The organism is Streptomyces sp. SID10853, assembly GCF_010548145.1.
GTDB lineage: Bacteria > Actinomycetota > Actinomycetes > Streptomycetales > Streptomycetaceae > Streptomyces.
The window spans coordinates 1-19,064 of the sequence record NZ_JAAGLN010000134.1; the positions used below are offsets into that span (position 1 = coordinate 1).

The 19,064-nt window shown below is 70.5% G+C and carries 17 protein-coding genes; 7 read left to right on the forward strand and 10 right to left on the reverse strand.

What is annotated here, in order from left to right:
* Positions 1-125: 125 nt before the first annotated feature.
* From G3I19_RS23040 to G3I19_RS23055, 4 genes are all read right to left on the reverse strand, one after another.
* Positions 126-1,835, reverse strand: a complete 1,710-nt coding sequence (locus G3I19_RS23040; RefSeq protein WP_164265589.1) for an urease subunit alpha — start codon at positions 1,833-1,835, stop codon at positions 126-128.
* Positions 1,828-2,172, reverse strand: coding sequence for an urease subunit beta (locus tag G3I19_RS23045; RefSeq protein ID WP_343235182.1), 345 nt, complete (start codon positions 2,170-2,172; stop codon positions 1,828-1,830). Before G3I19_RS23045 ends, G3I19_RS23040 begins: the two co-directional genes overlap by 8 nt.
* A gap of 74 nt (positions 2,173-2,246) precedes the next feature.
* Positions 2,247-2,549 (reverse strand): urease subunit gamma, encoded by a 303-nt coding sequence (locus G3I19_RS23050; RefSeq protein ID WP_164265591.1) that lies wholly within the window; start codon positions 2,547-2,549, stop codon positions 2,247-2,249.
* A 129-nt stretch (positions 2,550-2,678) separates the two neighbouring features.
* Positions 2,679-3,212, reverse strand: a complete 534-nt coding sequence (locus tag G3I19_RS23055; RefSeq protein WP_164265592.1) for a MarR family transcriptional regulator — start codon at positions 3,210-3,212, stop codon at positions 2,679-2,681.
* Positions 3,213-3,397: 185 nt separating this feature from the next.
* On the opposite strand from G3I19_RS23055, the gene G3I19_RS23060 reads away from it, so the two are divergent.
* The 3 genes from G3I19_RS23060 (at position 3,398) to G3I19_RS23070 (ending at position 6,053) form a co-directional block, all read left to right on the forward strand.
* Positions 3,398-5,107 carry a chloride channel protein gene (locus tag G3I19_RS23060; protein WP_164265603.1) on the forward strand — a complete coding sequence of 570 codons (1,710 nt, stop codon included), beginning with the start codon at positions 3,398-3,400 and terminating at the stop codon, positions 5,105-5,107.
* A 159-nt stretch (positions 5,108-5,266) separates the two neighbouring features.
* On the forward strand, positions 5,267-5,497 hold the full coding sequence (locus tag G3I19_RS23065; RefSeq protein WP_239074705.1) for a hypothetical protein: 231 nt from the start codon (positions 5,267-5,269) through the stop codon (positions 5,495-5,497).
* A gap of 379 nt (positions 5,498-5,876) precedes the next feature.
* Complete coding sequence (locus G3I19_RS23070) at positions 5,877-6,053, forward strand: hypothetical protein (RefSeq protein WP_164265588.1); 177 nt, start codon at positions 5,877-5,879, stop codon at positions 6,051-6,053.
* A 278-nt stretch (positions 6,054-6,331) separates the two neighbouring features.
* Here G3I19_RS23070 and G3I19_RS23075 read toward each other — a convergent pair whose 3' ends face one another.
* The 3 genes from G3I19_RS23075 to G3I19_RS23085 form a co-directional block, all read right to left on the reverse strand.
* Positions 6,332-7,018 carry an N-acetylmannosamine-6-phosphate 2-epimerase gene (locus G3I19_RS23075; protein ID WP_164265604.1) on the reverse strand — a complete coding sequence of 229 codons (687 nt, stop codon included), beginning with the start codon at positions 7,016-7,018 and terminating at the stop codon, positions 6,332-6,334.
* A gap of 103 nt (positions 7,019-7,121) precedes the next feature.
* On the reverse strand, positions 7,122-8,108 hold the full coding sequence (locus G3I19_RS23080; RefSeq protein ID WP_164265594.1) for an ROK family protein: 987 nt from the start codon (positions 8,106-8,108) through the stop codon (positions 7,122-7,124).
* Positions 8,105-8,815, reverse strand: coding sequence for a GntR family transcriptional regulator (locus G3I19_RS23085; RefSeq protein WP_164265595.1), 711 nt, complete (start codon positions 8,813-8,815; stop codon positions 8,105-8,107). The genes G3I19_RS23080 and G3I19_RS23085 overlap by 4 nt, the downstream gene beginning before the upstream one ends.
* 210 nt (positions 8,816-9,025) lie before the next feature.
* Here G3I19_RS23085 and G3I19_RS23090 point away from each other — a divergent pair, with 210 nt between their 5' ends.
* Positions 9,026-10,423, forward strand: a complete 1,398-nt coding sequence (locus G3I19_RS23090; protein WP_164265596.1) for a sugar porter family MFS transporter — start codon at positions 9,026-9,028, stop codon at positions 10,421-10,423.
* Between the two features lie 98 nt (positions 10,424-10,521).
* Here the strand turns inward: G3I19_RS23090 and G3I19_RS23095 are convergent, their stop codons facing one another.
* The 3 genes from G3I19_RS23095 to G3I19_RS23105 form a co-directional block, all read right to left on the reverse strand.
* Positions 10,522-10,899, reverse strand: coding sequence for an SH3 domain-containing protein (locus tag G3I19_RS23095; protein WP_164265597.1), 378 nt, complete (start codon positions 10,897-10,899; stop codon positions 10,522-10,524).
* 257 nt (positions 10,900-11,156) lie between these two features.
* A complete protein-coding gene (locus G3I19_RS23100) occupies positions 11,157-12,839 on the reverse strand; it encodes an FAD-dependent oxidoreductase (RefSeq protein ID WP_164265598.1) in 1,683 nt (560 codons plus the stop codon).
* A gap of 40 nt (positions 12,840-12,879) precedes the next feature.
* On the reverse strand, positions 12,880-13,791 hold the full coding sequence (locus tag G3I19_RS23105) for a diiron oxygenase (protein ID WP_164265599.1): 912 nt from the start codon (positions 13,789-13,791) through the stop codon (positions 12,880-12,882).
* Between the two features lie 178 nt (positions 13,792-13,969).
* On the opposite strand from G3I19_RS23105, the gene G3I19_RS23110 reads away from it, so the two are divergent.
* The 3 genes from G3I19_RS23110 (at position 13,970) to G3I19_RS23120 (ending at position 18,947) form a co-directional block, all read left to right on the forward strand.
* Entirely contained in the window at positions 13,970-14,566 is a 597-nt protein-coding gene (locus G3I19_RS23110) for a TetR family transcriptional regulator (RefSeq protein WP_164265600.1), read from the forward strand.
* A gap of 125 nt (positions 14,567-14,691) precedes the next feature.
* The gene (gene fdh, locus G3I19_RS23115; RefSeq protein ID WP_164265601.1) at positions 14,692-17,964 is read left to right on the forward strand and encodes a formate dehydrogenase; all 3,273 of its coding nucleotides are present in this window, start codon (positions 14,692-14,694) and stop codon (positions 17,962-17,964) included.
* The gene (locus tag G3I19_RS23120) at positions 17,961-18,947 is read left to right on the forward strand and encodes a 4Fe-4S dicluster domain-containing protein (protein WP_164265602.1); all 987 of its coding nucleotides are present in this window, start codon (positions 17,961-17,963) and stop codon (positions 18,945-18,947) included. The genes fdh and G3I19_RS23120 overlap by 4 nt, the downstream gene beginning before the upstream one ends.
* Positions 18,948-19,064 lie beyond the last annotated feature (117 nt).

Below are 19,064 nucleotides of genomic sequence, written 5' to 3' on the forward strand. Positions count from 1 at the left end.
GGCCGCCTCAAGCCCGCCCGAGTGGGCATGGCCGCCGGCCGGGAACCGCCCGTCGGCGATGAGCAGCAGGGCGGCCTGCCCGTAGCCGCCCGCCGCGCCCGCACAGGCGCCGGGCTCTTCTGCGCTCAAAAGAGGAAGTACCGCTGTGTCATGGGGAGTTCCGCCACCGGTTCGTGGTCGACCACGTCCCCGTCGATGCGTACGGTGAAGGTGTCCGGGTCGACTTCGATACGGGGCAGCGCGTCGTTCTCCGGCAGGTCGGCCTTGGTGCGTCCGCGCATGTTCTCCACCGGGACGAGTCTGCGTTCCACCCGGAGCCGGTCGGCCAGCCCGTCCTCGATCGCCGCGGGCGAGACGAACGCGACGCTGGTGGCGGCCGCGGCCCGGGTCTGTACGTTGTAGCCGAGCCGGGGCAGCACGGGCTGTGGTGTGGGGACGGCGGCGTTGGGGTCGCCCAGCAGAGCCATCGCCGCCATGCCGCCCTTGTACACGGCGGTCGGCCGTACGCCGAAGAGGGCGGGCTCCCACAGGACGAGGTCGGCGAGCTTGCCCGGTTCGACGGAACCGACCTCGCGCTCCAGGCCGTGGATGACCGCGGGCACGATGGTGTACTTGGCGACATAGCGGCGGGCCCGCCGGTTGTCGGCGCGTCCGTCGCCGGGCAGGGAACCCCGCAGCTTCTTCATGACGTGCGCGGTCTGCCAGGTGCGCCGCACCACCTCCCCGAGCCGCCCCATCGCCTGGGCGTCCGACGACATGGCGGAGATGGCACCGATGTCCTGGAGGATGTCCTCGGCGGCCATGGTGGAGGCCCGTACCCGGCTTTCCGCGAACGCCAGCTCGGCGGGGACCTTGGGGTTCAGGTGGTGGGCGATGAGGCAGATGTCGAGCTGCTCGTCGGCCGTGTTGACGGTGAAAGGCCGGGTCGGCGTCGTGGAGGACGGCAGGACGTTGGGCTCGCCGGCGATCCGGATGATGTCCGGGGCGTGACCGCCGCCGGCGCCCTCGGTGTGGAAGGCGTGGAAGTTACGGCCGCCCACAGTGCGGAGCAGGTCCTCGACGAAGCCCGCCTCGTTGAGGGTGTCGCTGTGGATCGCCACCTGGACACCGGCCGCTTCCGCGACACCGAGCGCGGTGCTGATGGCGGCCGGAGTGGCGCCCCAGTCCTCATGGCACTTGAACCCGCCCATTCCGGAGCGCAGTTGCTCCCACAGGGCCTCTTCGGAGACCGTCGTACCGCGGCCCAGGAACAGTACGTTGACCGGCCACGGGTCGAACGCCTCGAACATGCGGTCCATCCACCAGCCGCCCGGTGTCGCCAGGGCGGCCTTCGAACCGTCGGTGGGCCCGGTCCCGCCGCCGACGAGCGTCGTGGTACCTGTCTCCAGGGCGACCGTCGACATGTCGGGCGAGACGAAGTGGACATGGGTGTCGACGGTGCCGGCCGTCATGATGAGGCCGCTGCCGTTGACCATCTCGGTGGAAGGGCCGACGACCAGGTCGGGGTGGACACCGTCCATGATGTCCGGGTTGCCGCACTTGCCGAGTGCGACGATACGTCCGTCCCTGATGCCCACGTCGGTCTTGATCACGCCCCAGTGGTCCAGGACCACCACGCCGGCGATCACCAGGTCCGGTGTGCCATCGGCGCGGGTGGCATGGGACTGGCCCTGCGACTCGCGGCCCGATTTGCCGCCGCCGAAGACCGTTTCGTCACCACCGACGCACCGGTCCTCCTCCACCTCGATCAGCAGATCGGTGTCGGCCAGCCGGATCCGGTCGCCCTTGGTCGGGCCGAGCGAGGCCACGTACTGCCGCCGGTCGATCTCAGCCATCGAGGGCTCCCCCGCACTCGCCGCGCAGCCCCCGCACGATGCGCCGGCCGGCCAGTGGCACGAGTTCCACTTCCTCGGTGGCACCCGGATCGAAGCGCTTCATGGCACCGGCGAGGACGTTCATCCGCATGCCCCAGGCCGCCTTCCGGTCGAATTCCAGTGCGGGGTTGACCTCTGCGAAGTGGTAGTGCGAGCCGACGCTGACCGGCCGGTCGGCGGTGTTGACGACGGTGATCGTGACGGTGGGGCGGCCCGCGTTGATGATCACGGGGCCCTCGCCGTAGAGGATCTGTCCGGGCGCGTGCTCCGCCGCACCGGACTCGGCACCCGGCTGGATCAGCCCGGTCGACTCGCCCTTGCCCGAGCCGGGGAGGATCTCCTTGCCCGACCCCGGCCGGCGCTGACGCTCGCTCACTGGATCGGCGCCTGTACGGCGATGAGCTTGGTGCCGTCGGGGAACGTCGCCTCGACCTGTACCTGGCTGAGCATCTCGGGCACCCCGTCCTGTACGTCCGTACGCCGCAGAACGCCGCGCCCCGCGTCCTGGAGTTCGGCCTTCGTGCGTCCGTCGCGGGCGCCTTCGAGCAGGAAGGAGGAGATCAGCGCGGTCGCCTCAGGAAGGTTGAGCTTCAGGCCGCGCTCCCGGCGTTCCTGCGCGAGCTTGGCGGCGGTGTAGATCATCAGGCGTTCCCGCTCCGGCAGGCCGAGCAGCATCACTACCTCCAGTCCGGGCCGGAGAGGACAGTCCGATGACGCGCAGCCCCGACAGCCGATATGACTCGCATACTGACATATCGGTCACGACCTCGCAGTGCCCCGCGAGCCTGCCGAACGGGTGGCGACTCAGGAGGCGCCGGGTGGGGCAGGGGCCGCCCAGCCCAGCGGGTAAAGATCTGCCGGGTGACCGGCGACCGCCTCGCCCGCGGCGTCGGCGAATGTGGTCAGCGCGCCCACGAGCGCGGCGCGCTGGCCGGGCGCCATCCCTTCGACGATGGCGGCGATCTCGGCGCGGCGCCTGGCGGTGACCTGCTCGACGATGCTGCGCCCCTCGTCGGTCAGCTGGAGCAGAGTGGCGCGGCGGTTGTCGGGGTTGATCTGCCGGTCGACCAGGCCGGCGGCGATCAGCCGGTCGGCCATCCGCATCGCGGTGGAGGGGTTGACCGCCAGCCACTCCGCGACGTCCACCAGCTTGGCCGCGCCACGGGTGGAGAACGCCACCAGCAGCCGGAACTGCGGGAGCGTCACCCGGTCCTCGACCGCGGCCAGCGAGCGCGCGGAGACCGCGACGAGCACCCGGGACGCGGTCAGTACCGCCCGCGTCACGGCGTCGACGTCGTCAGCGGCTCCACCCGGGGACGGGTTTGTGGCTTCAACCATGTGGACCTTTGTACCCCGGGTGGATCCTCCCTTGACAACGTTTGCATAATGCAAACGTAGAGAGAGGCAGGTCCATGAGCGATACAGACACGGCGGAACCCGTCCGCCCGATCACCGTCCAGGCATCCCCGGGCCGCAGCGCCCTGACCCCGGCGGCCGGGCTGCGCACCGCCTCGTGGGGGCTGATGGTGCTGGCCCTGGTGGTCGGAGCCGGAGCCGGCCTGGGCTCGATCGCGTTCCGCTGGCTGATCACCACCTTCACGCACCTGTTCTCCGGACATGCCGACTACGCGGGCGCGGGCCACTCCGCCAATCCGCATGTGCCGTGGCTGGGCGTCTACTTCGTCCTGCTCGCCCCGGTCGTGGGCGGACTGCTCTACGGCCCGTTGGTCGACCGATTCGCCAAGGAGGCACGGGGACACGGCGTTCCCGAAGTGATGCTGGCCGTCGCTCAGCGCGGCGGCCGGATCAACCCGCAGGTCTCCGTGGTCAAGGCGCTCGCATCGGCGTTGTGCATCGGATCGGGCGGCTCGGTGGGCCGTGAAGGCCCGATCGTGCAGATCGGCTCGGCACTCGGCTCCACGCTGGGCCGCGTGGTCAAGGTCACCGAGGGCCGGATGCGGCTGCTGGTGGCCTGTGGCGCGGCGGGAGGCATCGCCGCCACCTTCAACGCACCGCTGGCCGGGGTGTTCTTCTCGATGGAACTGATCCTGGGGGCGTTCACCGCCGAGGCGTTCGGCGCGACCGTGATCTCCTCCGTCGTCGCCTGCGCGATCGGCCGCGCCGCGTTCGGTGACACCGCCTTCCTCGACCTGCCGCCCTTCCACGTGGACCACATCGCCCAGTTCGGCCTGTTCGCCGTCCTCGGTGTGGCCGCGGGCGCCGTTGGAGTCGGCTTCACCCGCATCCTGTACTGGATCGAGGACGCCTGCGACTGGATCTGGCGCGGCCCCGAATGGCTCCGCCCGGCGGCCGGCGGCATCCTTCTCGGTGCGCTGCTGCTGGTGCTGCCGCAGATGTACGGGGTCGGCTACCCGGTCCTGGAGAACGCCGTCAAGGGCAGTTATGTCGTCGGCTTCCTGCTCCTGCTGCTCGTCGGCAAGATCCTCGCGACGAGCCTGACCATCGGCATCGGCGGCTCGGGCGGGGTGTTCGCCCCGAGCCTGTTCATCGGCGCCATGCTGGGCGCCGCCTACGGCAGTGCGGCCCACGGCCTGCTCCCCGGTATCGCCGGATCGGCCGGCGCCTACGCTCTCGTCGGCATGGGCGCAGTCTTCGCGGGATCCTCCCGTGCCCCGATTACCGCCGTGGTCATCCTCTTCGAACTCACCGGTCAGTACACGATCATCCTGCCGCTGATGCTCGCCGTGGTGCTCGCCACCGCCACCAGCCACCTGCTCTCCCGCGACACCGTCTACACGCTCAAGCTCCGCCGCCGCGGAATCGACCTCCAGGCTCCCGCGCAGGGAACGGCACTCGGCTCCCAGCAGGTCGTCACCGCCATGGAGGAGCTGCCCGCCCCCATCCCCGCGCACACCGGACTCCGCCAGGCCGCCCGGACGCTGGGTCTGTCGGGCCACGGCGCGCTGCCCGTCCTGGACTCCGACGGCCGCTACCTCGGCACCCTCACCGCCAGGGCCGTCGCCGAGGCCCTCGCCACCCCGGTGGGCGACGGCTCCGGGCCCCCGCACACCACGGGTGAACTCGCCGAACTGCCGCCCCGGATCACCGCCGACATGCCGCTGGCCACCGCACTGCACTCCCTGGTCGCAGCCCCCGGCACCGGCCTGCCCGTCCATGACGAGACCCGGCTCGTCGGCTGGCTCACCCACCAGAGCGCCCTGCGCAGCCTCCACACCACAGGGACGGCCGCCCAGCCCGGCCGACCGGGCTGACCCGCCGTCCCTCTGACACGCCGTCCGTTCGCCCGCGAGTCGGGCCGGAAGGTGCGTGCGCCGTGTCCATCGGCCCCGTAGCGCGTTTGCACAGGTATGACCCCAACGCGACGAATTGCCACATGTCTCGCTCTGGCTGCCGCTCTCCCGTGCCTTGCCATGTCGTCGGCGCACGCCGCCGGCACGAACGACCGGGCTGGCCAGAAGCTGAATCCTGTCAGTGAACTCGATGCCATCGCCACGACCGGTATGCCGGCGCAGGACGCCGGCCGGCTGCCCAAGGTGAAGGACCAGCTGGCCGGCCTGAACCACCTGAGCGAGCTGAACCAGCTGCACCAGCTCACCGACCAGGCGGCGCCGGTGCTCGGCCTGGTCAACGCCGTGGAGTGAGGCCCCCAACTGTGCGGGAGACACTGATCTGTCCGGTGTCTCCCGCACACCCATGACCGTAAAGGGCGGCCTCGATGGCCGCGCCGGCCGACGAAGCCCGAAGCGTTCTGTGCGGTGTCGGCCGCGGCGCTGTCGCAGGCGCTGCTCGCTTCCCTCCCCCGTGCGCTGCCGGCCGGAGCCGACCGGTGTTCATGCCCGGCCTTGTCCATGGTGGACACGCCGCTGGATCCCCGTAACCGTTCGCGATCATGACCCCGCTGCCCGCCGGATCCCGTACCGGATGGCGGTCGGCACCGCTGAATAGCGTGGCGCCGAGCAGCGAGCCACAGGGCCTTGCCGGCGCGCTGCGCGGTGTCGGACCGGTCAACGGAGGGAAAACATGAGCGACTTCAGGGGTGTGGCCCGGTCGCGGGCGTGGCATGCGGTGCGCGGGGTGGGCAGGTGGGCGGTGAGCCGCCGCAGGATGGCGGCGGACCAGTTCGTGCGCGGCACCGCCTATGGCGCCGGCACCGCGGTGGCGGGCCTGTTCGCGCTCTGGGTACGTACGCGCTGCTGAGCCGCCCCACGTACCCGTGCCGTGGTCGAGGCCGTCACCGACGACGTGCCCTTCCGTGAGGAAGCGGCGGCGGGAAACCGTACCCAGGTCACCGTTCCCAGCGGCGACATGGCATTCAGGGCCACGGGGTCACCGCTGGATCGAGTCGTGGATACATGTCGGGGTCGGGCGCGAGACCCGATCCCGACCGCGCGTTCCGCCGTATCCACGTCTCCTGTGGCACGTTTCGGTCCACGGCTTCGGCGTACGGCCACTTCACATTCATCGGCGCACGGCGTTTACGGCAACGCGGCCACGAACCGGCTCGCGATGGCCGCTGGAGCGGTGATCGCCCCGCCCACGACGACAGCCCAGGCACCCGACTCGATGGCCGCGCGGGCCTCTTCGGGGGTGTGCAGGCGCCCCTCGGCGCAGACGGGAACGTCGACAAGGCCGGTCAGTTCGGCGATCAGTTTCAGGTCCGGTCCGGGCTGCTGCGGGCTGTAAGGGGTGTATCCGGAGAGGGTCGTGGAGATCAGGTCCGCGCCGAGCGACGCCGCCGCCACCCCCTCTTCCGCCGTGGAGACGTCCGCCATCACCAGGTGGCCGAGCCGGTGCACGGCCTCGACGGTGTCGCGCAGGGGGCGGCCGTCCGGCCGGGGGCGGCGCGTGGCGTCGATCGCGACGATCTCGGCTCCCGCCTCGGCGACGGCTCGCGCGTGCCCCGCGGTCGGAGTGATGTACACGCCTTCCGCGCCGTCCTTCCACAGCCCGATGAGGGGCAGTGTGACGGCCGCGCGCACCGCGTGGATGTCCTCGACGCCCTGCACCCGGATCGCGGCGACGGAGGCACCCGCGGCTACGGACGCGGCCGCCGCCGCCATGTGTTCGGGGGCGCGCAGCGGATCACCCGGAGGCGCCTGGCAGGAGACGATCAGCCGTCCGCGCAGAGCGTCGAGCAGTGCGCGGACACGGTCGGCGGGCATCGTGGTCCTGCTGGGCCCGGCCTCGCTGCCGGAGGGGATGGGCTGGGTCATACGGCATTCCTTCGTCCTGTGGTGCGGCTGGTGGTCGGTACGGTCTTCCTGGTCACGGGGCCGCGGCTCCCCCGTGCCCCTCCAGGACGAGGGCGGCCGCGCCGACGACCGCGGCCCGGGGACCCAGGGCCGCCGGGACGGGACGCAGGCCGGAGGGGCCCGGCAGGAGTTCCGCCACGAACGCGTCGGTGAGCGGCTCCCAGTACGCCGCGCCGATCGAGGCGACGCCGCCACCGATCACGACCCGCTCGGGGTCCACCGTGTTGACCAGTCCGGCCAGCGCACGGCCCAGAGCCGCTGCTCCCCCGGCGAGGATCCTGCGGGCCGCGGCGCCGTCGGTGCCGGCCCGGCCGGGGTCCGTCTCGGCCAGAGCGGCGACATGCCGGAGGCCGTCGGCGTTGTCGCTTCCGGTCAGTTCACGGAAGCGCGCCGTCATGGCCGGACCCGAGGCCACCGCTTCGAGATGGCCGGTGCGGCCGCAGTTGCAGCTCAGCCCGGTCGCCTCGGGTACGGCGATATGCCCGAACTCGCCGGCGGTGGAGTGCGCGCCGCGCAGCAGCCGGCCGCCGATGACCAGGCCGCCGCCGATGCCGGTGCCCACACTGACGTACAGCGCGGACCGGCAGCCCATGCCTGCGCCATAGGTCTGCTCGGCCAGGGCGAAGACATTGGCGTCGTTGTCGGCGGCCACGGGCAGTCCGAGCCGGGCGGTCAGTTCCTCGCTCAGCCGGGTGCCCGCCCAGCCCGGAAGCAGGGCGTTGGCGGAGAGGACGACCCCGCTGTCGCGGTCGATGACACCTCCGGTCCCGATACCGAGTCCTTCGGCTTGCTCGTGGCCGGGGAGGTCGAGGACCGCCGCCGCGATGGCGTCGAGCACCGCGGCCGGTCCCTCGGCTGCGGGAGTGGGCCGCACCAGGGAGGTCAGCAGTGTGCCGTCGGCCCGGACGAGACCGGCGGCGATCTTCGTACCGCCGACGTCGACACCGACGAGGGAGCGCTGTGCCGAGGTGCCGTCCGGCGGCCGCTGCGAAGTGGTCATGGCTGTGTCCTGCGTACGGTGAAGCGGATGTCGTAGAGATCGGCGCGGTAGATCGTCGTGGTGGCCTCGACGGGGGTCTCGCGGTGGTCGAGGCCGACGCGCTCGACCCGCAGCCCGGCGCTGCCCGGCGGTACGCCCAGGAGCGCCGACTCGGTGTCGCCGAGGTCCACGGACCGCACGATCTGCTGGGCCGAGCGGATGTCGAGCTGATAGCGCTCGCTCAGCAGGGTGTACAGCGAGCCGGTCAGGTCCGCTTCGAGGAGGCCGGGCACCCGCCGCGCCGGAAGGTGGACGGTCTCCAGGCACATCGGGGAGCCGTCCGCGAGGCGCAGGCGCGAGACGCGGACCACCTCCATGTCGGGCGTGGTTGCGAGCCGCTCACCGATGCGCCTCCCGGCCCGTACGGTCTCGGCGGCCAGCAGCCGGGTGCCGGGTTCGAGGCCGCGCTCACGCATGTCCTCGGAGAAGGAGGTGAGGGTGAGCGACTTGGAGACCACGGCGGGTGAGACGAACGTGCCGGCGCCCTGCACCCGGTAGACGTTCCCGGCGGCCTCCAGGGCGTCCATGGCCTGCCGGACGGTGTTGCGCGAGACGCCGAAGCGGGCGGAGATGTCCCGCTCGGTCGGCAACGGGGCGTGCGGCGCGGCCCCGGCGATGTCGGTGAGCAGCGCCAGCCGGAGCTCTTCGTGTTTGGCCTGTCTGGCCACGCGTACCACTCCCACATCCGATAGGTACCAACCAATGAAGCAATTATTACGTCAGATCTTGCATATGACCAAGCGGGGTGCAAGATTGGTCCCCACCAATTTGGACGGCCGGGCGTGCTGCGCTTCACTCCACACCGGCGATATCCGTGAGCGTCCGGCCGCGTGGCACGCCACTCCTCCGGCCGTCCGTTTCTTGAAGGGAACAGTGCCATGGCGTCACCCGAGACCACTGTGACGCGGGGAAACAGCGGCAGTCTGCGGCCGGTGATCGGCGTCGCGCTGGTGGCCGCTCTCGGCGGTCTGCTGTTCGGTTACGACACCGGAGTCATCTCGGGAGCGCTGCTCACGATCGAGTCGGACTTCCACCTCAGCTCGTTCAGCTCCGGTGTCGTGGTCAGCTCGATCCTGGTCGGCGCCATGATCGGCGCGGCGGTCGCGGGCAACCTCTCCGACCGGTACGGCCGCCGCCCCGTCCTGGTCGCGGCCGCGGGCATCTTCACGCTCGGCGCCGCCATGGCGGCCTTCGCCCCGTCGGCGGTGATGCTCACAGCGGCGCGTGTCGTCCTCGGACTGGGCATCGGCGTGGCATCGAACCTGGTACCGGTCTTCATCGCCGAGGTCGCCCCGCCCCTCTACCGGGGACGGCTGGTCGGCCTCAACCAGCTGATGATCACGCTGGGCATCGTCCTGGCGTACGTCGCCAACTACTCGCTGGAGGATGTCACCCACAGCTGGCGCTGGATGTTCGGCCTCGCCGCGGTCCCCGCCGTCCTCTTCGGCCTCGGCATGGTCGCGATGCCCGAATCCCCGCGCTGGCTGGCGCTGCGCGGCCACACCGATCGCGCGCTGGCCGTCTTCACCCGTCTGCGGGGGCCCGGCGACCCGGCTGCGGTGGAGGCCGAACTCGCCGAGGCGATAGCCGGGGCCGGTGACACGAAGAGCGGCGCACCGGGCAAGGGCCGGTGGAAGGCGCTGACCGCCCGCTCGGTGCGGCCGGCGATCATCGCCGGTGTCGGCCTTCAGCTGCTCGGGCAGGCATCGGGTGTCAACACGGTCATCTACTACGCTCCGAAGATCTTCGAGAGCAGCGGACTCGGCTCCTCGTCGTCCATCCTCGCGACCGTCGGTGTCGGCGTGGTCAACCTTCTGATGACGCCGGTCGGCATGTTCGCCGTGGACCGCTTCGGCCGTAAGAAACTGCTCGCGTCCGGCGCCTGCGTCATGACCTTCTCGCTGGCCGGCCTGGCCGTCACCCTCGCCGCCGGCGGCCCGGGCTCGTCGGTCGCGTGGCTCGCGGTGCTGTTCGTCGTCCTGTTCATCGCCGCCGTCGCCACGACACTCAACGTGGTGGTCTTCGTCATCCCGTCGGAGCTCTACCCGCTCCGTATCCGCGGGACGGCGATGAGTGCCACGATGTTCTCGAACTGGACGATGAACTTCCTGGTCTCGCTGACCTTCCTGACACTGCTCGACGTCTTCGGCGGAGCGGGCACGTTCACCCTGTACGCGGTGGTGTGCGCACTGCTGACGGTGTTCGCCGTCCGCTGCGTCCCCGAGACCCGGGGCAAGAGCCTGGAGCAGATCCAGCAGGAACTCCTGCCGAAGTAACGCCGGGCACACAAAAGCGGGGCGCAGCCACTCCAGGAGAGGCTGCGCCCATCGACGCCGCGATGTTCCGCTCAGACGTCACACTGCGAGGGTTTCACTTAGTGGCAGTAGGGCGGAATGGCGCCGACGTTGCTGACCCAGCGCGCCGACACGAAGTTGCCCTTGGCGGTCTTGTACCAAAGGATGTTGCCGGACACGTTCTGGCCTCGCACCTTGCACACGATCGGGATGATCGAGTTGTACGAGTACGAGCCGACGACGCGGTAGCGCTGGCTGGGGCCACTGCGCACCAGCACTCCCGCCTTGGTGATCACACGGCCCTTGTAGTACGCCGTCGCCGCAGAAGTCACCTGGCCCTTGTAGGTGGCCACACTGTTGCTGGAGTCACTGGCCAGAGCGGGGCCTGCGGCCACGCCGACGGCCATGGCACCGGCAGTCAGTGCCATGACGAGCTTGCTGGTCTTGGGCTTGAACACGCATTGCCTCCACGAGGTCACAGACCGATGGGTAGATGCGTGAGACGACGTCCCCAGGTGCGCCGACACGAGCGACACGGGTGTCGCACGATCCGACGTCGAACGCCCCGGTGGGAGGGGCCGACCGCCTCAGCACGAGCAACGTACTGCCGTCCCCGCGTCAACCCCTTCCCTGACAGTTCGACACACTGTGCGGTCTCCTGAATGGGCGTATCGGCGCCGTCCGACCCGATGTCCGGGCCCCGTTCACTCACCCCTCAGGCGCTCCCGGCCCGGCCGAACCGCTTCCCGGCCGTGCGCAGCTCCGCGAAGGTCGCGAACTTGACGCGCGGGCGCCCCGAGGCCACCCCGTTGGCCCGCTCGGCCCGGTCGACGGCCAGCACCTCGCGGAGCCCGACGGCTTGCGGCTGCCTCCGGCGCACCAGGCGCGTGAAGTCCCGTCGCGTTCCCGACGGCTCGGGAAGCAGTCCTGCCGCGGCGTCGTCCATCAGCGCTCCGACGGTCTCAGCGGCGCAGGTGCGGTTGGTGCCGATACCGCCCGACGGTCCGCGTTTGGCCCATCCGACCACATAGGTCGCCGGCCATGGGCTGTCCGATCCGGTGTCGGTGACCCGTCCGGCGCGGTTGGGCACCGTGGCCGTCACCGGGTCGAACGGCAGACCGGCCACCGGTGCGCCCCGGTAGCCGGCCGACCGGACCACGAGGGCCGCGGAGATCGTGTCCTGCTCGGCGGTCCGTTCCGCATACGGTGTTCCGTCGCGGTCGGTGACCGTGTTGTGGGCGACACGGACGGACTCGACCCGTCCCTCGCCGGTCAACTCCGTTGCCGAGGAGAAGAATCGCAGGACGATCCGCTTCCCCTCGGCCGGTGGCGACGTCAGGTCCGCCTGCTCGATGGCGATGCCGTCCAGGAGAGCCGCTTTGGAGGAGGGGTCCGCCGCGGCGATGGCATCGCGGACACCGGGGCGGTCGTCGACGACCACGGTGACGCCCCGGAGGTGGCACAGAGCCAGGAACTCCGGTCGTGTGTAAGCCGCTTGCCCGGGTCCCCGGCGGCCGAGCAGGACGACTTCGCGGACCCTGCTCGTACGCAACGCGTCCAGCGCGTGGTCCGCGATATCGGTCCTGGCCAGCTCTTCCGGGTCCGCGACGAGGATGCGCGCCACGTCGAGGGCCACATTGCCGTTGCCCACGACCACGGCACGCTCGGCCGACAGATCGACGGCGGTGGCGGGGACGGTGGGGTCCGCGTTGTACCAGCCGACGAATGTCGATGCGGCGATGCTGCCCGCGGTGTCCTCGCCGGGGATGTCCAGGGTGCGGTCGGACGCGGCGCCCACCGCGTAGACGACCGCGTGGTGGTGGGCGGCCAGCTCCGCGTGGGTGAGGTCCTTGCCGACCTCGACGTTGAGGTGCATACGCAGCCTGGGGTGGCGGTAGAGACCCGCGAAGGTGTCGGCGATCCTCTTCGTCGGCTGGTGGTCGGGCGCGACGCCGTGCCGTATCAGGCCGCCGGGGACCGGCAGCCGGTCGATCAGTGTGACCTCGGCACCGGCGGCACGCAGCAGCGACTGCGCCGTGTAGCCGGCCGCCGGTCCTGTGCCGACGACCGCGATCCGCAGTGTGCCTGCTTCGTGCGGCACGGAGCGGGGGAAGTGCGGCTGTGCCCAGCTGTTGTCGGCCGGACGGGCCTCGAAGTACTGCTTGTTGAGCTCGGCGTAACGGCTGTCGGGGCCGGTTGTCCGGTCCACGGGGAAGACCGCGTCCACCGGGCACGCGTCCGCGCAGGCACCGCAGTCGATACAGGTCTGCGGGTCGACGTACAGCATCTCGGTGGTTCCGAAGTCCGGCTCGTCCGGCGTGGGGTGAATGCAGTTGACCGGGCAGACCGACACACAGGAGGCGTCGTTGCAGCAGGTCTGGGTGATCGCGTAGGCCATGGCCCGGTCGTTCTCCTTGTTGCGGCGGAATGGGAAGCGGTCAGAGCATGTGGATGCGCCGGTAGATGGACATGGCGGGGCGGGTCAGCAGTCCGGCCTCGGAGAGGAAGCTCATGAGATGGGCCGAACTGGTGCGCATCATCGACTTGCGGTGCGCGTTGTCGCGGACGGCGGCCACCGCCCGTCCGGTGTCCAGGCCCACCGCGGCGTAGACGTCCTTGTTCACCATGCTCGTGATGATGACCGCGGCGACCGTCGCGACGACCACACTGCTCGCCTGCCTGCGCGCCAGGCCCGCCCCGCGCAGCCGCTCACGCATCTGCTGACGTGCGAACTTCATGTGGCGGGACTCCTCGACGACATGGATCCGCGAGGTGGTCCGCACGATGGGCAGGACGTTCTCGCCCCGCATCCAGTCCCGCTGCATCACGTCGAGGATCTCCTCGGCGACCAGGATCCCGCCATAGGCGACCTCGGCGGTGGCCAGTGTCTTGAAGCCGCGGGCGAGTTCGATGGCGCTGCGGGCGGGGAGGTAGGCGGGCACCCCCATCTTCTCGCAGGCGCGCGCGAACATGATGGAGTGCCGGCACTCGTCGGCTATCTCGGTCAGCGCGAACCGGAACTGGGGTTTCACCGGGTTCTTGACGTACTGGTCCCTGAGCACCATCTGCTGGAGGATCATCTCGAACCAGATGCCGGTGCTCATGATCGACCCGACCTCGTGCCGGGTGAGTGCGACCTTCTGATCGGACGTCATCTCGTCCCACAGCGGAGTGCCGTAGAGCGTGCTCCACTCGGGGTTGAGCCCGTAGAGGTCGCCGGGGAGCGGTGCCTCCCAGTCGACCTCGACCGCCGGGTCGTACGAGAGCGTGGCGGCCGAATCCAGCAGGCGCTCCGATACGTCGTCATCGGCCGCGGCGCGCTGCTGGGGCCGAGTTCCTGTGTCAGTCATGATCAGTCCTCCGGTGCGTCCGCACGGTCAGGGGTGGGTGAGACACCAGGGGCCCGGGGCAGCCTCATCCGCCGGCGAGCCCTCGGACACCCTCATCGACTACCGTCCAGTAGTTAGACACTTTCATATGGAAGCGTCAATACTTTGGACAGTCATAGCTGGCTAAAGTAGGGGCACGATGACACGTTTTCGAGAAAGCGTTCGGTCGCTGCTCCGCGAGCAGGTCCTGAACGCCGCCTACCGACTCGTTGCCGCCGACGGCTGGGGCAAGCTGCGCCTCGCCGCCGTGGCACGAGCCGCCGGCGTGAGCCGGCAGACCCTCTACAACGAGTTCGGATCCAAGGAAGCCATCGGCGAAGCCCTGATCCAGCGCGAGTTGGAGGGTTTCCTGCTCGGCATCCAGCAGGAGCTGGACGCACACCGCGGCGATCTTGAGGCAGCGGCGACGGCAGGGGTCGGCTTCACGCTCCGGCAGGCCGTCGACAACTCACTGATCAAAGCCGTGCTCCTCGCGGCGCGCGGCGGCGAGGACGACCTGCTGGCCTATCTGACCACTCGTGCCGAGCCGGTCTTCGACACCGCCATGGCCATGCTCGACGCGTACGCGACCGACGCCTGGCCCGAAGTCGACGCCGACTCGCGCAGCCTCGCCGTCGAGACCATCGTCCGGCTCACTGTCAGCCATATCGTCCAGCCCGCGGCATCCCCCGAGGAGTCCGCCCGGCGCATCGCGCGGATCACGACGAGGATCGCCTACCCCGCGGCAGGACGCTGAGCCCCTCTCCCCCCAGCGCGACGCGATGAGCCCTCCGGCCGCCGCCCGCGGGCGCCGTCGGCGTTGCCGAACGGAGTCCGTCAGGTGAGTCTGGTGACGGGGACCGAGAGCCGCAGGAGGCAGCGATGGGGATCCGCAGGCTGATCACGGACTGGCCTGTCTACCGGCAGCTCACCGGATCCGACCCGCTCGGCAGGGGCAGCGCCGCCGTCTCACCCCGTACGGCCGGCCTCAGACCGCGTACGGACACCGCCGACCGTGTGGTCAAGTCCATCTGCCCCTACTGCGCCGTCGGCTGCGGCCAGCAGGTGTACGTCAAGGACGACGCCGTCGTACAGATCGAGGGGGACCCCGGCTCCCCGGTCAGCCGGGGCCGCCTGTGCCCCAAGGGTTCGGCCACGCTCCAGCTCACCACCGGCGAGGCCCGTCGGCACGAGGTCCTCCACCGGCGGCCGTACGCCACCGAGTGGGAGCGGCTCGATCTGGAGACGGCCATGGACATGGTCGCCGAGCGCGTGGTGGAGACCCGGCGCCGCACCTGGGAGTGGGAGCACGACGGGCTGCGCACCGCGCGGACGATGGGCATCGCGAGCCTCGGTGGCGCCACGCTCGACAACGAGGAGAACTACCTCATCAAGAAGTTGCTGACCGGTCTGGGCGTCGTGCAGGTGGAGAACCAGGCGCGCGTCTGCCACAGCTCGACCGTCGCGGGGCTGGGGACGTCGTTCGGCCGTGGTGGCGCGACCACCTTCATGCAGGACCTCCAGCACTCCGACTGCATCGTCATCCAGGGATCCAACTACGCCGAGGCCCACCCGGTCGGCTTCCAGTGGGTGATGGAGGCCAAGGCGCGGGGTGCGAAGGTCATCCATGTGGACCCGCGGTTCACCCGGACGAGCGCCCTCGCCGATCTGCATGTCCCCATCCGCGCGGGCAGTGACATCGCGTTCCTCGGCGCGGTCATCAACCACGTGCTGTCCGAGGAGAAGGACTTCCGCGCGTACGTCCTCTCGTACACGAACGCGGCGACACTGGTCAGTGAGGACTTCCGGGACACCGAGGATCTGGACGGCGTCTTCTCCGGCCTGGACGAGGAGGCCCACCGCTACGAGCCTTCGAGCTGGCAGTACGAGGGCGCGGAAGTGCAGGCTCCGGCGGGTGACCCCGACCAGCAGTACGAGGCACGCGAGGAGAGCGCCGAGGCCGGTCGGCGCATCGGTGAGGCGGGCGGATCGGAGGCTCACGGCTCGGGCGGCGCCCAGGCCCGGTCGGCGGCGCCCAGGGACGAGACGCTGCGGCACCCGCGGTGCGTCTACCAGGTGCTCAAGCGCCACTACGCCCGCTACACACCCGAACTGGTCGAGAAGACGTGCGGCATCCCGCGCGAGACGTTCCTGGAGGTGTGCGAGGCCCTCACATCGAACTCGGGACGCGACCGCACCAGCGCCTTCTGTTACGCGGTCGGCTGGACGCAGCACACCGTGGGCGCGCAGTACATCCGCGCGGCCAGTGTCCTGCAGCTCCTGCTCGGCAACATCGGCCGCCCTGGCGGCGGCATCCAGGCACTGCGCGGCCACGCGTCCATCCAGGGGTCGAGCGACATCCCCACACTGTTCAATCTGCTGCCTGGCTATCTGCCGATGCCGCACGCGCACGCCCACGAGGATCTGGACACCTTCGTCGACGCGAGCAGGACCGACAAGGGCTTCTGGGGCGACATGCGCGCCTACTTCGTCAGCCTCCTCAAGGCGTACTACGGGGAGGCGGCCACCGCGGAGAACGACTTCTGCTTCGGCCACCTGCCGCGGCTCACCGGCTCGCACGCCACGTACGACACCGTCCTGGCCCAGCTGGAAGGAGTCTGCAAGGGCTACTTCCTGATGGGTGAGAACCCGGCGGTGGGGTCGGCCAACACACGGCTCCAGCGGCTCGGGATGGCGAATCTGGAGTGGCTCGTGGTGCGGGACTTCTCCCTGATCGAATCGGCGACCTGGTGGCAGGACGGCCCGGAGATCGAGACCGGTGAACTCCGCACGGAGGACATCGGCACCGAGGTGTTCTTCTTCCCCGCCGCCGCCCACACCGAGAAGTCCGGCTCGTTCACCAACACCAACCGCTGGGTGCAGTGGCACCACGCCGCCGTGGAGCCGGGCGGCGACGCACGCAGCGATCTCTGGTTCATGTACCACCTCGGGCGCCGCATCAAAGAACGTCTGGCCGAGTCCACCGATCCCGCGGACCGGCCCGTCCAGGACCTCACCTGGGACTACCCCGTCGAGGGCGAGCTCGCCGAGCCCGTCGCCGCCGCGGTGCTCGCCGAGATCAACGGACACGCCGCCGACGGCTCCCCGCTGAGCGCCTACACACAGCTGAGGGACGACGGTTCCACCCGGTGCGGCTGCTGGATCTACTGCGGTGTGTACGCGGACGGTGTGAACCAGGCGGCCCGCAGAAAGCCCCACACCGAGCAGGACTGGGTGGCCGCCGAGTGGGCCTGGGCGTGGCCCGCGAACCGGCGCATCCTCTACAACCGCGCGTCCGCCGCCCCCGACGGAGCGCCCTGGAGCGAACGGAAGGCCTATGTGTGGTGGGACGAGGTCCGGGGCTCCTGGACCGGCCACGACGTCCCGGACTTCGTGCCGGACCGGGCCCCCGGTTATGTGCCGCCGGACGGAGCGACCGGCCCGGACGCGCTGCGCGGTGACGACCCGTTCATCATGCAGGCGGACGGCAAGGGGTGGCTCTACGCCCCGGCGGGCCTGGAGGACGGGCCGCTGCCGACCCACTACGAACCGCAGGACTCGCCCTTCCCGAACGCTCTCCATCCGAAGGTTCCCCGGTCCCCCGTGCGCCATCTGATGCCGCACGAAGGGAACCGGTACCACCCGAGCGGTGACGAACCGGGCGCGGGGGTCTACCCGTACGTGGTGACGACCCACCGCCTCACCGAACACTTCACGGCGGGCGGCATGAGCCGCTGGTCGCCCTATCTCGCGGAGCTGCAGCCGGAGTTCTTCTGCGAGGTGTCCCCGGAACTCGCCGCCGAGCGCGGTCTGGAGAACGGCGGCTGGGCCACCATCGTCACGGCACGCAACGCCGTGGAGGCGCGGGTCCTGGTGACGAGGCGGATCAGGCCGCTCACCGTCCACGGCCGCACGGTCCACCAGATCGGGCTCCCCTTCCACTGGGGCCCGAACGGGGTGGCCACCGGGGACGCGGCCAACGAACTCGTCGCGATGGCGCTCGACCCCAACGCCCACATCCAGGAGGACAAGGCCCTGACCGCCGACATCATCGAGGGCCGCAGGCCCCGGGGGCCGGCGCTGCCGAAGCTGGTGGAGGAGTACCGGGTCAGGGCAGGTATCACGGACCGCACGGGAACGGAGACCGTCAAGTGACCGAAGTGACCGGCCAGTCGCGCCATCTGCTCAGCGGTCCGGAGCCGGACCCCGCCGGGGACGCGGGACATGACGACGCACCACCCCGGGTCGGGTTCTTCACCGACACCTCCGTGTGCATCGGCTGCAAGGCGTGCGAGGTGGCCTGCAAGGAGTGGAACGCGATCCCGGAGGACGGCATCTCGCTGTCCGGGATGAGCTACGACAACACCCTCGGGCTCGGCGCTTCCACCTGGCGCCATGTCGCCTTCATCGAGCAGCAGGTGCCGGCGCCTTCGCCGGACGGACGTACCGAACTCCCCCTGCTCGCCGCCGCAGCGCCCGCCGCGGGCGCACAGACCCAGCCGGAGGCAGGACAGACCGCCGCCGACGGTATGCGCTGGCTGATGTCATCGGACGTCTGCAAGCACTGCACCCATGCCGCCTGCCTGGACGTCTGCCCGACGGGCTCCCTCTTCCGTACCGAGTTCGGCACGGTCGTCGTCCAGGAGGACATCTGCAACGGCTGCGGCTACTGCGTACCGGCCTGCCCGTACGGGGTGATCGAGCAACGCCCCGATGACGGGCGGGCGTTCAAGTGCACCATGTGCTACGACCGGCTCGGCGCCGGACAGGAGCCCGCCTGCGCCAAGGCGTGCCCCACGGAGTCCATCCAGTTCGGGCCGCTCGACGAGCTGCGGGAGCGTGCGGCTCTGCGGGTCGGCCAGTTGCACGAGGCGGGCATCACCGACGCACGGCTGTACGGCGCCGACCCCGGGGACGGAGTCGGCGGTGACGGGGCGTTCTTCCTGCTGCTCGACGAACCCGAGGTGTACGGACTGCCGCCGGATCCCGTCGTCACCACCCGGGACCTGCCCACCATGTGGAAGCACGCCGGGGTCGCCGCACTGTCGCTGGCCGGGGGCGTGGCCGTGTCGTTCGCCGCTTCGTTCGCGTCTTCGATCGCCGTATCGGCACTGCGCGGCAGGAAGGCACACCGATGACCGGCTCCGATGTGACCAGGGACGGCTCCGGCGGGGGGCGCCCCGGGCGTACCGCTTCGCCGCGCGGCCTCCAGCCGGGTGGCGGCAGCGGAGGTGACGGCCGCGGCGGCAGCGGGG